Origin of the sequence: Natronococcus pandeyae (assembly GCF_008122205.1) — an archaeon.
In the GTDB taxonomy this organism is placed as follows: Archaea; Halobacteriota; Halobacteria; order Halobacteriales; family Natrialbaceae; genus Natronococcus; species Natronococcus pandeyae.
Genome location: NZ_PHNJ01000006.1, coordinates 117,415 through 131,944, shown reverse-complemented (window position 1 = coordinate 131,944; position 14,530 = coordinate 117,415). Strand labels below are relative to the sequence as shown.

At 66.4% G+C, this 14,530-nt stretch carries 13 protein-coding genes; 9 read left to right on the top strand and 4 right to left on the bottom strand.

Going from position 1 to position 14,530, the window contains the following annotated elements:
• Positions 1–50 precede the first annotated feature (50 nt).
• Both CV102_RS13050 and CV102_RS13045 read left to right on the top strand, forming a co-directional pair.
• Positions 51–1,040 (top strand): NAD-dependent epimerase/dehydratase family protein, encoded by a 990-nt coding sequence (locus tag CV102_RS13050; RefSeq protein WP_148858454.1) that lies wholly within the window; start codon positions 51–53, stop codon positions 1,038–1,040.
• Between the two features lie 103 nt (positions 1,041–1,143).
• Complete coding sequence (locus tag CV102_RS13045; RefSeq protein ID WP_148858453.1) at positions 1,144–2,205, top strand: NAD(P)-dependent glycerol-1-phosphate dehydrogenase; 1,062 nt, start codon at positions 1,144–1,146, stop codon at positions 2,203–2,205.
• Between the two features lie 36 nt (positions 2,206–2,241).
• Here the strand turns inward: CV102_RS13045 and CV102_RS13040 are convergent, their stop codons facing one another.
• From CV102_RS13040 to CV102_RS13025, 4 genes are all read right to left on the bottom strand, one after another.
• Positions 2,242–3,270, bottom strand: coding sequence for a lysylphosphatidylglycerol synthase transmembrane domain-containing protein (locus CV102_RS13040; protein ID WP_148858452.1), 1,029 nt, complete (start codon positions 3,268–3,270; stop codon positions 2,242–2,244).
• 89 nt (positions 3,271–3,359) lie between these two features.
• Positions 3,360–4,208, bottom strand: coding sequence for an ABC transporter permease subunit (locus CV102_RS13035; protein ID WP_148858451.1), 849 nt, complete (start codon positions 4,206–4,208; stop codon positions 3,360–3,362).
• Complete coding sequence (locus CV102_RS13030; RefSeq protein ID WP_148858450.1) at positions 4,205–5,146, bottom strand: ABC transporter ATP-binding protein; 942 nt, start codon at positions 5,144–5,146, stop codon at positions 4,205–4,207. Before CV102_RS13030 ends, CV102_RS13035 begins: the two co-directional genes overlap by 4 nt.
• Before the next feature lie 107 nt (positions 5,147–5,253).
• The gene (locus CV102_RS13025) at positions 5,254–7,095 is read right to left on the bottom strand and encodes a S9 family peptidase (protein ID WP_148858449.1); all 1,842 of its coding nucleotides are present in this window, start codon (positions 7,093–7,095) and stop codon (positions 5,254–5,256) included.
• 273 nt (positions 7,096–7,368) lie between these two features.
• Here CV102_RS13025 and CV102_RS25985 point away from each other — a divergent pair, with 273 nt between their 5' ends.
• The 7 genes from CV102_RS25985 to CV102_RS12990 all read left to right on the top strand — a co-directional run bounded on the left by CV102_RS25985 (position 7,369) and on the right by CV102_RS12990 (position 14,521).
• Positions 7,369–8,046, top strand: coding sequence for a hypothetical protein (locus CV102_RS25985; RefSeq protein WP_187432959.1), 678 nt, complete (start codon positions 7,369–7,371; stop codon positions 8,044–8,046).
• Positions 8,047–8,167: 121 nt separating this feature from the next.
• Positions 8,168–9,229 (top strand): glycosyltransferase family 4 protein, encoded by a 1,062-nt coding sequence (locus CV102_RS13015; RefSeq protein ID WP_148858448.1) that lies wholly within the window; start codon positions 8,168–8,170, stop codon positions 9,227–9,229.
• 272 nt (positions 9,230–9,501) lie between these two features.
• The gene (locus CV102_RS13010) at positions 9,502–10,377 is read left to right on the top strand and encodes a twin-arginine translocation signal domain-containing protein (RefSeq protein ID WP_148858447.1); all 876 of its coding nucleotides are present in this window, start codon (positions 9,502–9,504) and stop codon (positions 10,375–10,377) included.
• 212 nt (positions 10,378–10,589) lie between these two features.
• On the top strand, positions 10,590–11,330 hold the full coding sequence (gene yqeC / locus CV102_RS13005; RefSeq protein ID WP_148858446.1) for a selenium cofactor biosynthesis protein YqeC: 741 nt from the start codon (positions 10,590–10,592) through the stop codon (positions 11,328–11,330).
• 88 nt (positions 11,331–11,418) lie between these two features.
• Positions 11,419–13,200, top strand: coding sequence for an aldehyde ferredoxin oxidoreductase family protein (locus tag CV102_RS13000; RefSeq protein WP_148858445.1), 1,782 nt, complete (start codon positions 11,419–11,421; stop codon positions 13,198–13,200).
• Positions 13,193–13,984, top strand: coding sequence for a DUF7124 domain-containing protein (locus CV102_RS12995; RefSeq protein WP_148858444.1), 792 nt, complete (start codon positions 13,193–13,195; stop codon positions 13,982–13,984). The genes CV102_RS13000 and CV102_RS12995 overlap by 8 nt, the downstream gene beginning before the upstream one ends.
• A 162-nt stretch (positions 13,985–14,146) precedes the next feature.
• A complete protein-coding gene (locus tag CV102_RS12990) occupies positions 14,147–14,521 on the top strand; it encodes a hypothetical protein (protein ID WP_148858443.1) in 375 nt (124 codons plus the stop codon).
• Positions 14,522–14,530: the final 9 nt, after the last annotated feature.

Below are 14,530 nucleotides of genomic sequence, written 5' to 3'. Positions count from 1 at the left end.
CGGCGACCGGCGTCCGTCACCGTTTTCTCCCGAAGCCACGACCGTCGACCATGGACGACGCACTCGTTATCGGCGGCACGCGGTTCATCGGCCGCCACCTCGTCGAGGACCTGCTGGCACACGACTACGACGTGACGATTCTCAACCGCGGCACACACGAGAATCCCTTCGCTGACGACGACCGCGTCAGCCGGATCGAGGGCGACCGGACGAACGACTCGGCGCTCGAGGCCGCCGCGATCGAAGCCGACCCCGACGCCGTCTTCGACTGCGTGGCCTACTACCCGAAGGACGTGCAGGCGGCGACCCGGATCTTCGACGACTGCGAGGCGTACGTCTACATCTCGAGCGGCGCCGCCTACGGTCGCGAGGAGATTCCCAAGCGAGAGGGCGAGACGCCCCTCGAGAGCTGTACTGCCGATCAGGCGGCCGACGACTCCGGCGAAACCTACGGTCCGCGCAAGGCGGAGGGCGATCGGGCCATCTTCGCCGCTGCCGAGCGCGGTGTCAACGCCATGGCGGTGCGTCCGTGCATCGTCTACGGCCCTCACGACTACACCGAACGGCTGGACTTCTGGATCGACCGGGTGAACCGCTTCGACCGCGTCGTGGTTCCCGGCGACGGGACGAACGTCTGGCACCGCGCGTACGTCGAAGACGTTGCCACCGCCCTCCGGGTCGTCGCCGAGCAGGGCGACGCCGGTGAGGCCTACAACGTCGGTGATCGGCGACTGGTTACGCTCGAGGAGATGGTCGACCTCATCGCTGCCGAACTCGACACGTCTGTCGAGGTCGTTACTGCGGGCCCCCGCGAACTCGAGGCCGGCGAGATCGAACCCGACGACTACGTCCTCTACCGGGAGTACCCACACGTCCTCTCGACCGCGAAACTCGCCGACCTGGGGTGGGAGTCGACGCCGCTCGAGGAGGCGATGGCGCGCTCGGTCGCGGACTTCCTCGAGAGCGACCGCGACGGCAGCGAGCACGACCCTGGACGGGAGAACGAGGAGCGTGTGCTCGGGATTCTGGACACCTTCTGAGGCTCGAGTCGGCGGCGAAGTTGCGTTACTGTCCTGCCGTTCGTCCGTTCGATCGTGTCGCCGAGCAACAACACGTATATTTCGCTGGTGAGTCAGGGAACGTATGTTCGAGAAGTCGACGTGGATTCGACTCCCCCGGAACGTGATCGTCGGACACGACGTGCTGTCGGACGTCGTCGACGTCGTCGACGAACTTCACCTCCAGGGGAGACCGTTATTCGTAACCAGCCCGACGCCGCGCCGCGTCGCGGCGGACCCGATCGCGGCCGATTTCGAGGCCGCCGGCATCGAACCGGCGATCGTCACGATCGAGTCGGCGACGTTCGACGCGGTCGAGCGGGTGATCGAAACGGCCGAGGCCGAGGATCCGTCCTACCTCGTCGGCGTCGGCGGCGGGAAGGCGATCGACATCGCGAAGATGGCCAGCGACCACCTGGACATGGGCTTTCTCTCGGTGCCGACGGCGGCCAGCCACGACGGTATCGTCAGCAATCGCGGCTCGGTACCGGACGGCGACACCCGCCACAGCGTCGCGGCCGAACCGCCGCTCGCGGTCGTCGCCGACACCGGGGTCCTGGCGGAAGCACCCTGGGAGCTGACGACGGCCGGCTGTGCGGACATCATCTCGAACTACACCGCGGTGATGGACTGGCGGCTCGCGAAGCGGCTCAAGGACGTCGAATACTCCGAGTACTCGGCTGCGCTCTCGGAGATGACCGCCGAGATCCTCGTCGACAACGCCGACCTCGTCCGGCCGGGACTCGAGGAGTCGTCCTGGATCGTCACCAAGGCGCTGGTCTCCTCGGGAGTCGCGATGAGCATCGCGGGCTCCTCGCGGCCGGCCAGCGGGGCCGAACACCTCTTCTCCCACCAGCTCGATCGACTGGAGCCCGGCGCGGCCCTCCATGGCCACCAGGTCGGTGTCGGCTCGATCCTGACCGCCTACCTCCACGGCGGCGAACGGGGCATCTGGCGGGATATCCGGGACGCCCTCGCGAGCATCGACGCGCCGACGACCGCCGCCGAACTCGGCATCGACGACGAGACGGTCATCGAGGCGCTGACGACCTGTCACGAGATCCGCGACCGCTATACGATCCTGGGCAACGGGATGAACGAGCGGGCCGCTCGAGAGGTCGCGACGAAGACGGGCGTCATCGACTGAGCGAGAGGAGACGGAGCGAGAGAAGACGACTCGAGGTTACCGTTCTGTAATTCCGTCGAGGGTCGTTCCGAACAGGGAAACGAGGACGGCGACGCAGCCGCCGATCGCGAAGTGCAACCAGTAGGTCGACAGCCGGTAGAGGATCGCTCCTGCAGTCCCGACGTCCGCCGGGACGCCGGCGGTCGCAACGAGCAGGCTCGCCAGCACGACTTCGATTCCGCCGCTGCCTCCGGGGAGCGGGACGATACCGCCGAACGAGGCCAGCGGCGCGCAGACGAACACCAGCGCGAGCGGAACGTCGACGCCGAGCGCGAGCAATCCGAGATACAGCGGAATCGCGTTGAACACCCAGCTGGCGACCGCGATTCCGAACGCGGCGACGAGCGTCTCTCGAGAGGCCTGGATCGCCCCGAGGGTGTCGAAGAAGCCGTCGATACGGTCCGTGACGACGCCCTCGGCCCGCGAGAGCCAGGGAAGCGTTCCGACGGCGGTCTCACACCGCACCGCGAACTCGTACGAGGCGGTTCGTGCGACCCCGCGGTTGAAGACGACCAGGACGACGCCCGCTGCGAGGAGGCCACCGCCACCGGCGACGGCGATACCCGTCGAGAGCGTATCCAGCGAACCGCCGGCCGCGGTCGCGTACACCGCGATGCCGAGCACGGCGACGGCCAGGCTGCCGACGAGGTTGAATCCCTCCGCGGCGGCGACGACGGCGAGGTTGTCCTCGAACTCCGAGTCGGAGTTGCTCGCGAGCAGGTAGGCCATCACCGGCGTTCCCGTCGATCGACCCCACGGGAGGGCGCTGCGGGCGAAGTACCCCGTGAGGTAGGCCGTCGCGAACCCGGTCCCCCCTGCTGCGCCTTCGACCGGCGTGAGCAATCGCTTCACGAGCAATCCGCGCAGCGCGAGCATGCCGATGCCGGCGACGGCGGCGGCAGCGAGCGCGGCCGGATGCGCCGCTCGGACGTTCTCTACGACCTCGTCCCAGCCGACGCCGTACACGAACAGGCCGACGACGCCGACGGCAACGACGAGTCCGGCAACCGCTCGTCGCCATTGCATGGCCAGCGCTACCAGACTGGCTCTGATAATTCCACTGATCCGGGCCGCAAGGATGTCAGCTCTCTAACCATAATCGGAGATGACCCGTTCTACCCGAGGTCCGCGCGCTCGAGGCGCCACCGGCCGAGTGCGAGCGGCAGGACGACCCAGCCCAGCAGGATGACCAGCATGAACCAGTCCTGGACGTAGAACGGATCGCCGACGCCGGTGCCAGCACCGGCGGCATGGAGCGGTCCGAAATCTTCCGGGAAGACCAGTCCCATCCCATTCAGGTAGGCTCCGGTCGGGCTGAGACTGAAGACGAACTCGAGGAGGGTCTCGGTGTAGTCGATTCCGGCGCGTTCGAGGACGAACTCGACCATCCGAACGGGACCGACCGGCAGGAAGTTCCAGACCAGGTTGAAGACGAAGAAGAACCCGATAGCGCCGGCCATCGCTCGCGACCGACTCGCCGTCGCCGCGGAGATGCCGACGGCGATACAGACGTACGCCAGTGCGTACAGCAACGTCAGTCCCGTGAAAGCCGCGTACTCACCGTACTCGAGGCTCATGTCGGGGACCAGCACCCAGGCAGCGACGATCCCGACGGCGAACGCGGCGAGGAGCGCGATGGTGACGACGGCCGATCGAGCCAGCAGCTTTCCAAACACGACGTCGGTTCGGGAGACGGGGAGGCTCAACTGGTACTTGATGCTGCCCGACTCGCGTTCGCCCGCGATCGAGAGATACGCCGCGACCAGGGCGACGAGCGGAATCACGAGTGCGCCGCCGAGGCCGGCCAGGTTCCACAGCACCCAGTAAAACTCCGGCTCGGCACTGTTGCTCTGGCCCCAGAAGAAGAGCAGCATGAACAGCACGTACAGCAAGGCGGGCGCCCAGACGAGTTTTGCCCGGCGGACGTCGAGGAAGTCCCGCTTCGCGACCGATACGACGTTCATGCGATCACCTCCTGGCTGGCAGATTCGTCGGTCTCGGTCGACTCACCGGTGTACCGGTTGAACAACTGTTCGAGCGACGTGTCCGCCGAGAGGACGTCCGTGACGGTCGCTCGCTCGTCGAGGTGGCAGACGACGTCGACTTTGACGCTCGTGTCCGCGCAGGTCGCGGTGACGACGTTCTCCTCGACCGTGACCTGCTGGACGCCGTCGATCGAGCCCACGTCGAGGGAGTCCGGAACCGCCGCGAGTTCGACGTCGATCGTGGCGGTGCCGGCGGATGCGTCTCGAAGGCTCTCGATCGTATCGAGGGCGACGAGTTCGCCCTCGTTCATGATGCCGACGCGGTCACAGACCGCCTCGACTTCCGAGAGAATGTGACTCGAGAAGAACACCGTAGTGCCCGACGCTGCCTCCTCGCGGAGGAGTTCGCGCATGTCCTGAATCCCCGTCGGATCGAGTCCGGAGGAGGGTTCGTCCAGGATCAGCAGATCGGGGTCGCCGACGAGGGCCATCCCGAGTCCCAGCCGCTGGCACATTCCCTTCGAGTAGCCGCCTGCCTTCCGATCGGCGTCCTCGAGCAGGTCCACGCGTTCGAGAATTTCGTCGGGCGTGTCGGCGGCGTCTTTCGTCTCGATCACCCACTCGAGGTGTTCGCGAGCCGTGAGCCGTTCGTAGACCGTCGCACCCTCGGGGAGGACGCCGATTCGCTCACGGATGCGTTCGGCCTCGTCGCGGGTGTCGTGACCGAGGACCGTCGCGGTTCCCGAGGTCGGTCGGACGAAATCGAGCAACACGTTGATCGTCGTCGACTTCCCGGCGCCGTTCGGACCGAGAAAGCCGAAGATCTCTCCGCTCTCGACCGTCAGATCGAGGTCCGAGACGGCGAGGACGTCCTCGCCGTACCGCTTGGTCAGGGCGGACGTTTCGATAGCGGGCATATGATTCGGTAATGAAACTTCCGCGGTATTATTGTACCGATAACACTTTCGCGAAAGGAAAAACGAGAGTCAGCACCGTCGGGCGATTCGATGGCCGAATCGCGCGACTAAACGCGCTCGTCGAGGAAGTCGGCGATCGCCGAGTAGGCCTCGATGCGGTTCTCGAGCTTCGAGAAGCCGTGGCCCTCGTCGTCGAAGATCAGTTTTCGCACCGGGACACCCTGCTCTCGAGCCTTCTCGGCGATCTGTTCGGCCTCGCCGACGGGGACTCGAGGATCGTTCTCGCCGTGGAGGACGAACAGCGGCGCCTCGATGTTCTCGATGTTGTTGGTCGGCGAGATCTCCTCGAGGAACTCCCGGTCGTCCTCGAGACTGCCGTACTCCGCCTCGCGCAGTTCGCGGCGCCAGTCGCCGGTATTTTCGAGGAACGTGACGAAGTTGGCGATGCCGACGATGTCGATTCCCGCCGCCCAGAGGTCGGGGTACTCGGTCAACGCGGCCAGCACCATGAAGCCGCCGTAGGAGCCACCTTTGGCGGTGATCCGCTCGGGGTCGACTGCAGGGTGGTCCTGCAGCCACTCGACGCAGGCTTCGATGTCTGCAACGGAGTCCATCCGCTTTTCCACGTCGTCGAGCGCGGCGTAGTCGGCGCCGTAGCCCGCCGAGCCGCGGACGTTCGGCTCGAAGTAGGCGTAGCCTCGATCGAGGAAGTACTGCTTGACGCTCGAGAACGACGGCCGGCGCTGGCTCTCGGGGCCGCCGTGGATGTCGACGATCACGGGGACTTCGCCGTCCTCGTTCTCGGTTGTAGCCGTTTCGTCCTCGTCGGGCAGCGTGAGGAACCCAGGAACCTCCAATCCATCGAAGCTCTCGACGTGGACGAGTTCGGCCTCGTCGAACGTCTCCCGCGGGATGCCCGCCGTCGGCGCGCTGGTCCAGCGTTCGGCCTCGCCCGTCTCGATATCGACCACGAAGACGTTCGTGTTGACCGTATCGCCGCTCGTCGAGACGGCAAAGCGCTCCGCGTCGGGGTCGAAGCTCACGCCACCGGAGATGCCGCCCGGGAGGTCCGGTTCGGGGAAGGTCTCGAACTCGGTGGGGTCGTCCGCGTCGAACTCGCCGACGGTGAGTTCGGTGTACCCCTCGACGTTCCGCGAGTAGACGAACCGACCGGTCTCGTCGTCCAGTGCGATGCCGTCGACGTTCCACCCGTCTCCGTCGGCGACGGTCTCGAGTCCCCCGGTTTCTAGGTCCAGATAGGCCAGGTAGAGCGTGTCGGCGTCGCCCTCGTCGGTGACCAGGTAGATTCCCTCGCCGTCGGGTGCCCAGCTTGCACTCTGGTAGCGGACGTCGCCCTCGTGGGGGGTAAGATGGTCGAGTTCCGGCTCGTCGGCCTCGAGGTCGAGCACGTAGAGGTCCTGGTCGAAGTTCGAGTAGGCCTGCGAGACGAGCAGCCGAGAGTCGTCGGGACTCCACCCTGACAGCGAGAGCCAGCCGTCGCCCTCGTGGACGAGCGTCGCGTCGTCCCCGGTCTCGTCCCGGTTCTGGACGTAGACGTCGAAGACGGACTCGTCGCGGCGGTTCGAGGCGAACGCGAACCGCTCGCCGTCGTGGCTCCAGCCGCCCCAGCGATGTTTCGCGTCGGGCATCGCCGTTACGTTCTCTATCGTTCCGGTTTCGGCGTCGAGGCGGTGCAGTTGGGCGCGTTCGTTACCCCCCTCGTCCATTCCGAAGATCAGTTCGGCTCGCTCCGGCGACCAGGAGGCGAAGCTGATCTGCTCGTCGTAGAACGTTCGTTGCTCGGGCCACTCGCGGGGTTCGGTGACCGTCCAGACCTGCGACACGCCCGTCGTGTCCATCAGAAACGAGAGTCGGTCGCCCGAGGGGCCGAACGAGGCGCCGTAGGCGCTGCGGATATTGAGATAGCGTTCGATGTCGTAGGTTCCCATGCGACAGCCGTACGAACGCGGTCTGGTAGTCGTTTCGGTTCCGGCTTCCACCGTTCGCTCTCGAGAACGGTCCCGTTATCGACCGTCTACTCGAGGCGCTATCGACCCACTGTTATTACCGACCGCCTACTCGAGACGATACCGAGCCACCGCCAGCGATTCGTCCCGGAGCGCACGCGACCGTTCCGATATCCGGCCCTCCAGCGTGACCGATCCCGTTTCGACGGATTGGTGTGCTTAACAATCACGGTTCTCTGCATCTATCGTCGTACGATGTCAACCGAGCGAGGACGTGAGCGGAATCCGCACGACGGCGTCTCGGCCGGTGCCGTTCTTGCGACGGCACTGGTCGTCCTCGTCGCTATCGGGATGACCGTCGCCGGCGTCGGTCTGGGTTTCGGCGGGAACGGTTCGGGATCCAGCGGGACCGTCGGCGAACTGCCCAACGCCGAGGAGGATCCGTCCGACGCCGTCTCGACGTCTGACGACGATGACGGCAACGAGTCGGACGAGGACGGAAACGAGTCGGTCGACGACGATCCGGAGGGGAACGAATCGACGAGCGACGACGAGGACGACGACGATGAGTCCGATGACGAAGACGAGAGCGACGATGAGTCCGATGACGAAGACGAGAGCGACGATGAGGACGCCGACGACGAAGATGACGACGACTCCAGTGACGATGACGAAAGCGACGACGACGAGTCCGATGACGAAGACGAAGAGGAGGAATCTGACGACGAGGACGACGACAGTGACGACGAGGACGAGAGCGACGACGAAGATGACGACGGCGAGGACGAGGAATCTGACGACGATGAGGAGAGCGACGACGAGGACGAGGACGACGATGAGGAGAGCGACGACGAGGATGAGGACGATGATGACGATGACGACGACGACGAGGAAGACGACGACTCGAGCGGCTTCTTCGGGTCCGTCGACTAGCGTCTCCTCGAACCGGTCGGCGGACTCCGCCTCGAGCGCGCCGCGTCCAGGCGACCCAGTTCCGACCAGGAACTGGACAAAAGAAGTGACTTTTTAGTCTCCCACGACATTCTGACGGCATATGCGCGTCGCGTTCGTCTCGGCCGAAACGGCTCACCATCGTGACACCGAGACGAATCGACGCTTCCGAACCGTCGTCGACCTCCTCGAGTCGCGAGGGCACGACGTTCACGTGTTCTGCACCCAGTTCTGGCCCGGAGAGCGGGCGACACTCGACCGCGACGGGATCACGTATCACGGCGTCTCGACCGGGCTCGAGGCGCGCCGTTCCTTTCTTCTCCGGTTGCCGTTCGTTCTTGCGAGGGCGCAACCCGACGTGATCCACGCGAGCGCACGACCGCCGGGACAGGTTCTCGCGGCCAGCGTGGCCGCGTCGTTTGCCCGTGCTCCGTTCGTCGTCGAGTGGTACGGAGACGACGGGATCGCCGACGACCGATGGACGCAACTGGCGACGGGCCGCCCCGACCGGATCGTCACGCCCTCGGAGCTCGTAGGAACGTGGGTCCGCGAGCGAGGCGCCGACGGCAGCGTCGTCGACGCCGTGCCAAATCCGATCGATCTCGAACGGATCGAAGCCGTCCCACCCGACGACCGCGTCGACGTGATCTACGCCCGGCGACTCGACGAGGGTGCCAATCTCGAGAGCCTGTTGCTGGCGCTCGCGGAGCTCCGACGACGCGGCTGGCGGGCGACCGTCGTCGGCGACGGTCCCGAGCGCGACGCTTACGAGCGACTCGCGAGCGATCTCCGGATCGACGACCGGATCACGTTCGCCGGTGACCTGTCGCTCGAGGACCGGATCGCGGCCTACCGTGGCGCACACGTCTTCGCCCAGACGGCCGAGCGCTGCGTCTTCCCGACGGAGCTACTGCGTGGCCTCGCGTGTGGCTGCGTCGGGATCGTCGAGTACCACGCGAACTCGAGCGCCCACGAACTCGTCGAGGGGTGGGAGAGAGGCTTTCGGACGACCAGCGAGGAGGAACTCACCGACGCGATCCGCGCAGCGGGCGATCTCGAACACCGAACTCTCGAGGAGGGTTTCGCCGACTACGACCGCGATGCGATCGCCTCGCGGTACCTCGAGCAGTACCGGACCCTGCAGGACGAACGTGGGATGCTATAGCTACTCTCGATGCGATCGCTGGCAGTCGTGACACGAGAACGGGCTTCGAGCAGCCGGTCATTTGCAAGACGGGTGGCAGGGTCGCGAAAGACGACTACCGTAAATTCAACCAGTACGACAAACATATCTAATAGAGTTACTAATAGGAATTAGTTCCCGGTTCGAGGAAAAGCCTCCAAATCCCGTTCTAACGGGAAATTAGCTCCAGATCGAGTACCTGTTGGATAGTATAGAAACGATTTTATCAACAGAACCAAATGTCCGGAACGAGTATGGAACGAAGGGATATTTTGAAAGCAAGCGGGGTACTTGCAGCGATGGGCACGACAGGGCTCGCCGGCTGTACCGGATCACTGCCGGTCGTCGGCGGGAGCGATTTCGACGACGTCGGAGACTGGCTCGTGGCGCCCGAGCTACTCGATACCGAGCACTACGAGGTCACTACGACGTCGCCGGCCGAGGTCGAGGAGGTCGCCGAATACATGGGTGAGAGCGACTGGGAGGGTTACCAGGAGGATTTCGTCGACGTCGACTTCGCGAATCCGCATCCAGACGAGGTTACCAGACACATACAAACGAGGGGGTACGACGTTATCGTCGGCGACTTCGATGCGGAGCGCGTCGGCTCGAGTCTCGAGAACGACGAGTTCAGCGCCGGCCGATCATACGAGGGGTACCAGCTCTACGAGGGACCGAACGAGGCGACTGCACACGCGGTCTCCGACGAGACCGTCGTCACCGTTCGCGGCCGCGAGGATCCCGTCGAGACGGCCCAACTGGTGGTCGACGCGGCCGAGGGTGACGCGGAGCGGTACGCCGACCGCAACCAGGACTTCGAGCGTCTCTCCGACGAACTCTCCCTCGGACACCTGACTTTCGCCGGCAGCCACTCGCGATTCGAGGAAACCGACGTCGAAACCGGACGGTTCGAGGACCAGGTCGCCAGAGGACTCTCCATCGACATCAGCGAGGACGAGGCCGATATCACGATAATCGCCGTGTTCATCGACGAGAACGCTGTTATCGAACGCGACATCGAAGCGTACACCGAAGAGGGGAACGATCTCGACGACTGGCGCGAAGTCGACTACGATATCGACGGAGAGATCGTGACGATCGAGGGAACGATCCGGACTCGAGATCTCTGAGAACGGCGGCATCGTCGGTAGCAGTTCGGACTGGAGCAGGTCGTGGCGGATCGTCGACGCGAAACTCGCTGCATCGCTCACAGTCCGAACCGAGAACGCATCGAACTCTTCCGTAACGCACCGGCGAGCGGTGCCCAGAGCCGCGCCGTTCGGCGCGTCCGGGATACGTAGTTACAAGTGAACTCACCCGTTCTATTCGGATAGATTCCGCAATGGACCTCGTCGAGGCGCTGAACGCGGACGGTAACCTGACCTGCGTCGTCGGAGCCGGCGGCAAGAAATCGACGCTCTACGCGCTCGCCGACCGCCTCGAGCGCGGGGTCGTGACGGCGACCGTCCGGATCCCGCCCTTCGAGGAACACGTTACCGACGTGACGGTGACGGATCGCCCGCTCGAGGCGGTCCGATCGACCGAGACGTGGCCGATCGGCGTCGTCGCGGGCCGCGAGGGTTCGGACCGCTACCTCGGCTACGACCCCGAGACAGTCGACGGGTTCGTACGCGACCTCGAAGCGGATGCAGAAGCCGACGTCTCGGTCGTCGTCAAGGCCGACGGCGCGCGGACGCGCTGGTTCAAGGCCCCCGACGAGGACGAGCCGCAACTGCCGGCCGCGACCGACACCGTCGTCCCGATCGCGAGCGCGAAGATCGTCGGAAAACGGCTGGACGAGGAATACGTCCACCGCCCCGAGCGGGTCGCGGCGCTCACCGATCTCGAGCCCGGGGATCGGATCTCGGTCGACGACGTCGCGACCGTCCTGACGAGCGAGCGAGGCGGCTGCAAGGACGTTCCCGACGGCGCGACCGTGATTCCGCTGCTCAACATGGTGGATACGCCCGACCTCGAGGAGACGGCCCGCGATATCGCGGCGGCGATCCGCGACCGGCGAGACGTTTCGCGTATCGTCCTTACTCGCCTGATCGACGACGATCCCGTCGTCGACGTCGTCTGAGGACGAGTCCGACGGCGGCGAACACGAGCCGTAAACGGCGTGCGAGAAACTTTTACTTGTGAATCGTTGTGTACCCACACGGAACGACATGGCAAGGGGCGAAACCGTCGTTCGCGTCGATCTCGCGGACGAGTCCGTGCGGAGTGAACCGGTGCCGGACGCGTGGCGCCGGAAGTTCGTCGGGGGCAAGGGTCTCGGTGCACGCTACCTGTACGAGGAACTGGACGCCGGCACCGACCCGCTCGGCGACGAGAACCTTCTTTGCTTTCTCACCGGTCCGCTGACGGGCTACCTCCCCGGAGAGCAGCGGTACGTCGTCGTCACGAAGTCCCCGTTGACGGGGGCGTTCCTGGACTCCTACGCGGGGGGATCGATGGCCGGACGGCTCGCGGGATCGCTCGGCAACCACGCCGGGATCCTCGTCTCGGGCCGCGCCGATCGCCCCGTCGCGCTCTCGGTCGCCGACGGCGAGGTCTCGATCGAATCCGCCGAGGAGTGGTGGGGGCTCGACGCCCGGGAGACCGACGAGCAGGTCCCCGGTCCCGCGGTCGCGTGTATCGGCCCCGCCGGCGAGAACGGCGTCTCGTACGCCACGATCGCCTCGGACGGCGGCGACCACCACGCCGGTCGGGGCGGCGCGGGCGCGGTGATGGGTGCCAAGCGACTGAAGGCGCTCGTCGCCCACGACGACCCGCCGGAGTTCGACGAGGACCTGCGCGAACTCCGGGAGACGTACGAGGCGGCGTTCGCCACCGACGACACCGGACGCTGGCACGCCGCCAGCGAGACCGTCGAGACGCTGGACTTCGCGAACGAGGTCGGCGTCCTCCCGACGCACGGCTGGCAGGAGGGGACGTTCGAGGGGGCCGACGGGATCGGCATCGAGGCGGTTCGCGACGCCGCCCACGACCGCGAACGCGCCGACGATCCCGTCCCCGGAGGATTTCAGGTCGAGAGCGACGACGGCGAGAGCGTGCCTCGGGGCTCGACGCCGATCTCGCTCGGCGCGGGGCTGGGTATCGACGACTTCGACGCCGTCGCCACGCTCGGCTCGATCTGCGACCGGCTGGCGCTGGACGTGATCTCCGGCGGCAACGCCGTTGCCTGGGCGATTCGCGCGAGCGAAACCGGCCTGATCGAGCGCGACCTCTCCTTCGGCGACGAGGACGACGCCCGCCGGCTTATCGAGGAGATCGCGACGCGCTCGAGCCCGCTCGGTGACACGCTCGCCGATGGGACCGACGCGGCGGCCGCCGAGTACGGCGGCGACGACCTGATTCCGTCGGTGAAGGGCATGGCGCTCCCGTCGTACGATCCCCGGGGTGCGTCGGCGATGGCGCTCGCGTACGCGACGAGCGACCGCGGCGCCTGCCACCGGCGTGCCCGCCCCGTCGAGGTGGAGGCGCTCGAGGGGACCGACTGGAGTCACGCCGACCGCGTGGAGGCGGTGATCGCCGAACAGGACCGCCGGGCGGTGCTCTGGAGCCTCATCGCCGACGACTTCTTCGGCGAGGCGCTGTCGGCGACGCTCGGCGCGGACTGGCTCGCGGCGATCGGTCGCGAGTACGAACCCGAGGAGCTCCGGCGGACCGGCGCGCGCATCTGGACGCTGATCCGGCTGTTCAACGTCCGCGAGGGCTTTACGCGCGAGGACGACGCGCTTCCACAACGGTTGACGGAACCGCTCGAGGGCGGCCCGAACGAGGGTGCGGTGATCACCCCGGAGTCGTTCGAACGGACCCTCGAATGCTACTACGAGCGACGCGGCTGGGACGAACAGGGTCGCCCGACCCGGGAGACGATCGAACGCCACGGGCTCGAGAACCTCGAACTCGATCCGGCTACACACGACGTATCCGACGATGACTGACCGAATCGACCTCGACGAACTCGACGTAGGGGAGGACGACGAGGAGACCGAGGACGCGAACCCCGGCGACTGGCTCTGGCGCGGCGAGGGCACCCCCGAGGACGAACCGGAGCCGCCGCGGACCACCGGTCCTGCGGTCGAGCGGTCGGAGCGGGATTCGACGGATTCGGAGACGGCGGGCGCGGAGTCGGACGAGCCGGCCGCGTCCGACGACGTCGAAACCGACGCCGACACCGACCCGTCGTCGCAGCCCGCACCGCACGTCCCGCGGGCGAACAGGGACCGACCCGTCGGCATTCCGACGCAGAGCGGCGGCGCGGGCGCCGGCGACTCGAGCGAGTCGGAGGAGCCGACGGCCGAATCCGGGGAGGCGACCGCCGAACCGCGACCGGCGGGATCGGCCGCCGAGGGCCCGCACGGCGGCGGCGTCGACGACATGACCATGGCCTTCACCTACCGTGCGGTCCGGCGGCTGGCGGCCCCCGCGGCCGCCTTTGCGGACGCCTCCACCTGGGCCGACTGGATCGGGATCGTCGGCGACGTCGAGACCCACGCGATCACGAAGTTCCAGCGAACCCACGCCGTCGACGCCGACTTCTTCACCGGCAGCGGGACGAATCCAGCCGAGCGACTGCGCGAGATCGACCGCACGTCGATGTTCTACGCCGAACGAATGGTCGTCGTCGGCGTCGAGGGGGACGAGTGGATCGCCGAGTCCGCCGGCTGGGAGTTCGTCCCGCTCGAGACCGCCGCCGAGAAGGCCGACTGGGAGCTCGAGTCCTGACAGCTCGAGCGAGAGTCCGGCTCGATCCGTCGGAGCGTTAATACCGTCCGCACCGATTACAGGATCGAAATGGAAGTTCGAACGCGACGATCACGGCGAAACGACGATCGGCGGCCGCCGGACGTCTCGGTCGCCGGAACTCCCACCGGGTGAGTACGAATCATGTCCGACGAACGACCGGACGCGGGCGACGAATCGGACGCACTGACCGTCGAACTGAGCGATCGGTTCCTCGAGGCCGCCGCGCGGTGGGGCGAGTCACGCGTCATGACCGAGTCGGCCGCGGTCGAGGCGAAAGTCGAGCAGGCGCTGCTCGAGATCGAACACCTCGTCTCGGGCGCCGTCGACGTCGAGTTCGAACTCGGAGAGGAGGAGACGACGGTGTACTACGAGCCGAGCGACGGCCTCGCGGCCTTTCTCGAGGCCCAGGGCGCGGAGACGGGCCTCGAGCCCGGGCGCGTGTTGAAACTCCACGTGGAGCTGTTCGCTCGCGCGTTCCTCGACGAGGATACGCAGCGGCCGGACGATCGCCCCTGACGCCTGACG

Excerpts from the sequence above, each read along its gene's own strand:
- CV102_RS25985 (WP_187432959.1), top strand. The coding sequence starts at position 7,369 with ATGTCAACCGAGCGAGGACGTGAGCGGAATCCGCACGACGGCGTCTCG.
- CV102_RS13030 (WP_148858450.1), bottom strand. The coding sequence starts at position 5,146 with ATGCCCGCTATCGAAACGTCCGCCCTGACCAAGCGGTACGGCGAGGAC.
- CV102_RS13000 (WP_148858445.1), top strand. The coding sequence starts at position 11,419 with ATGGCAAGGGGCGAAACCGTCGTTCGCGTCGATCTCGCGGACGAGTCC.
- CV102_RS12995 (WP_148858444.1), top strand. The coding sequence starts at position 13,193 with ATGACTGACCGAATCGACCTCGACGAACTCGACGTAGGGGAGGACGAC.
- CV102_RS13010 (WP_148858447.1), top strand. The coding sequence starts at position 9,502 with ATGGAACGAAGGGATATTTTGAAAGCAAGCGGGGTACTTGCAGCGATG.
- CV102_RS13045 (WP_148858453.1), top strand. The coding sequence starts at position 1,144 with ATGTTCGAGAAGTCGACGTGGATTCGACTCCCCCGGAACGTGATCGTC.
- yqeC (WP_148858446.1), top strand. The coding sequence starts at position 10,590 with ATGGACCTCGTCGAGGCGCTGAACGCGGACGGTAACCTGACCTGCGTC.
- CV102_RS13050 (WP_148858454.1), top strand. The coding sequence starts at position 51 with ATGGACGACGCACTCGTTATCGGCGGCACGCGGTTCATCGGCCGCCAC.
- CV102_RS13015 (WP_148858448.1), top strand. The coding sequence starts at position 8,168 with ATGCGCGTCGCGTTCGTCTCGGCCGAAACGGCTCACCATCGTGACACC.
- CV102_RS13025 (WP_148858449.1), bottom strand. The coding sequence starts at position 7,095 with ATGGGAACCTACGACATCGAACGCTATCTCAATATCCGCAGCGCCTAC.
- CV102_RS13040 (WP_148858452.1), bottom strand. The coding sequence starts at position 3,270 with ATGCAATGGCGACGAGCGGTTGCCGGACTCGTCGTTGCCGTCGGCGTC.
- CV102_RS13035 (WP_148858451.1), bottom strand. The coding sequence starts at position 4,208 with ATGAACGTCGTATCGGTCGCGAAGCGGGACTTCCTCGACGTCCGCCGG.
- CV102_RS12990 (WP_148858443.1), top strand. The coding sequence starts at position 14,147 with ATGTCCGACGAACGACCGGACGCGGGCGACGAATCGGACGCACTGACC.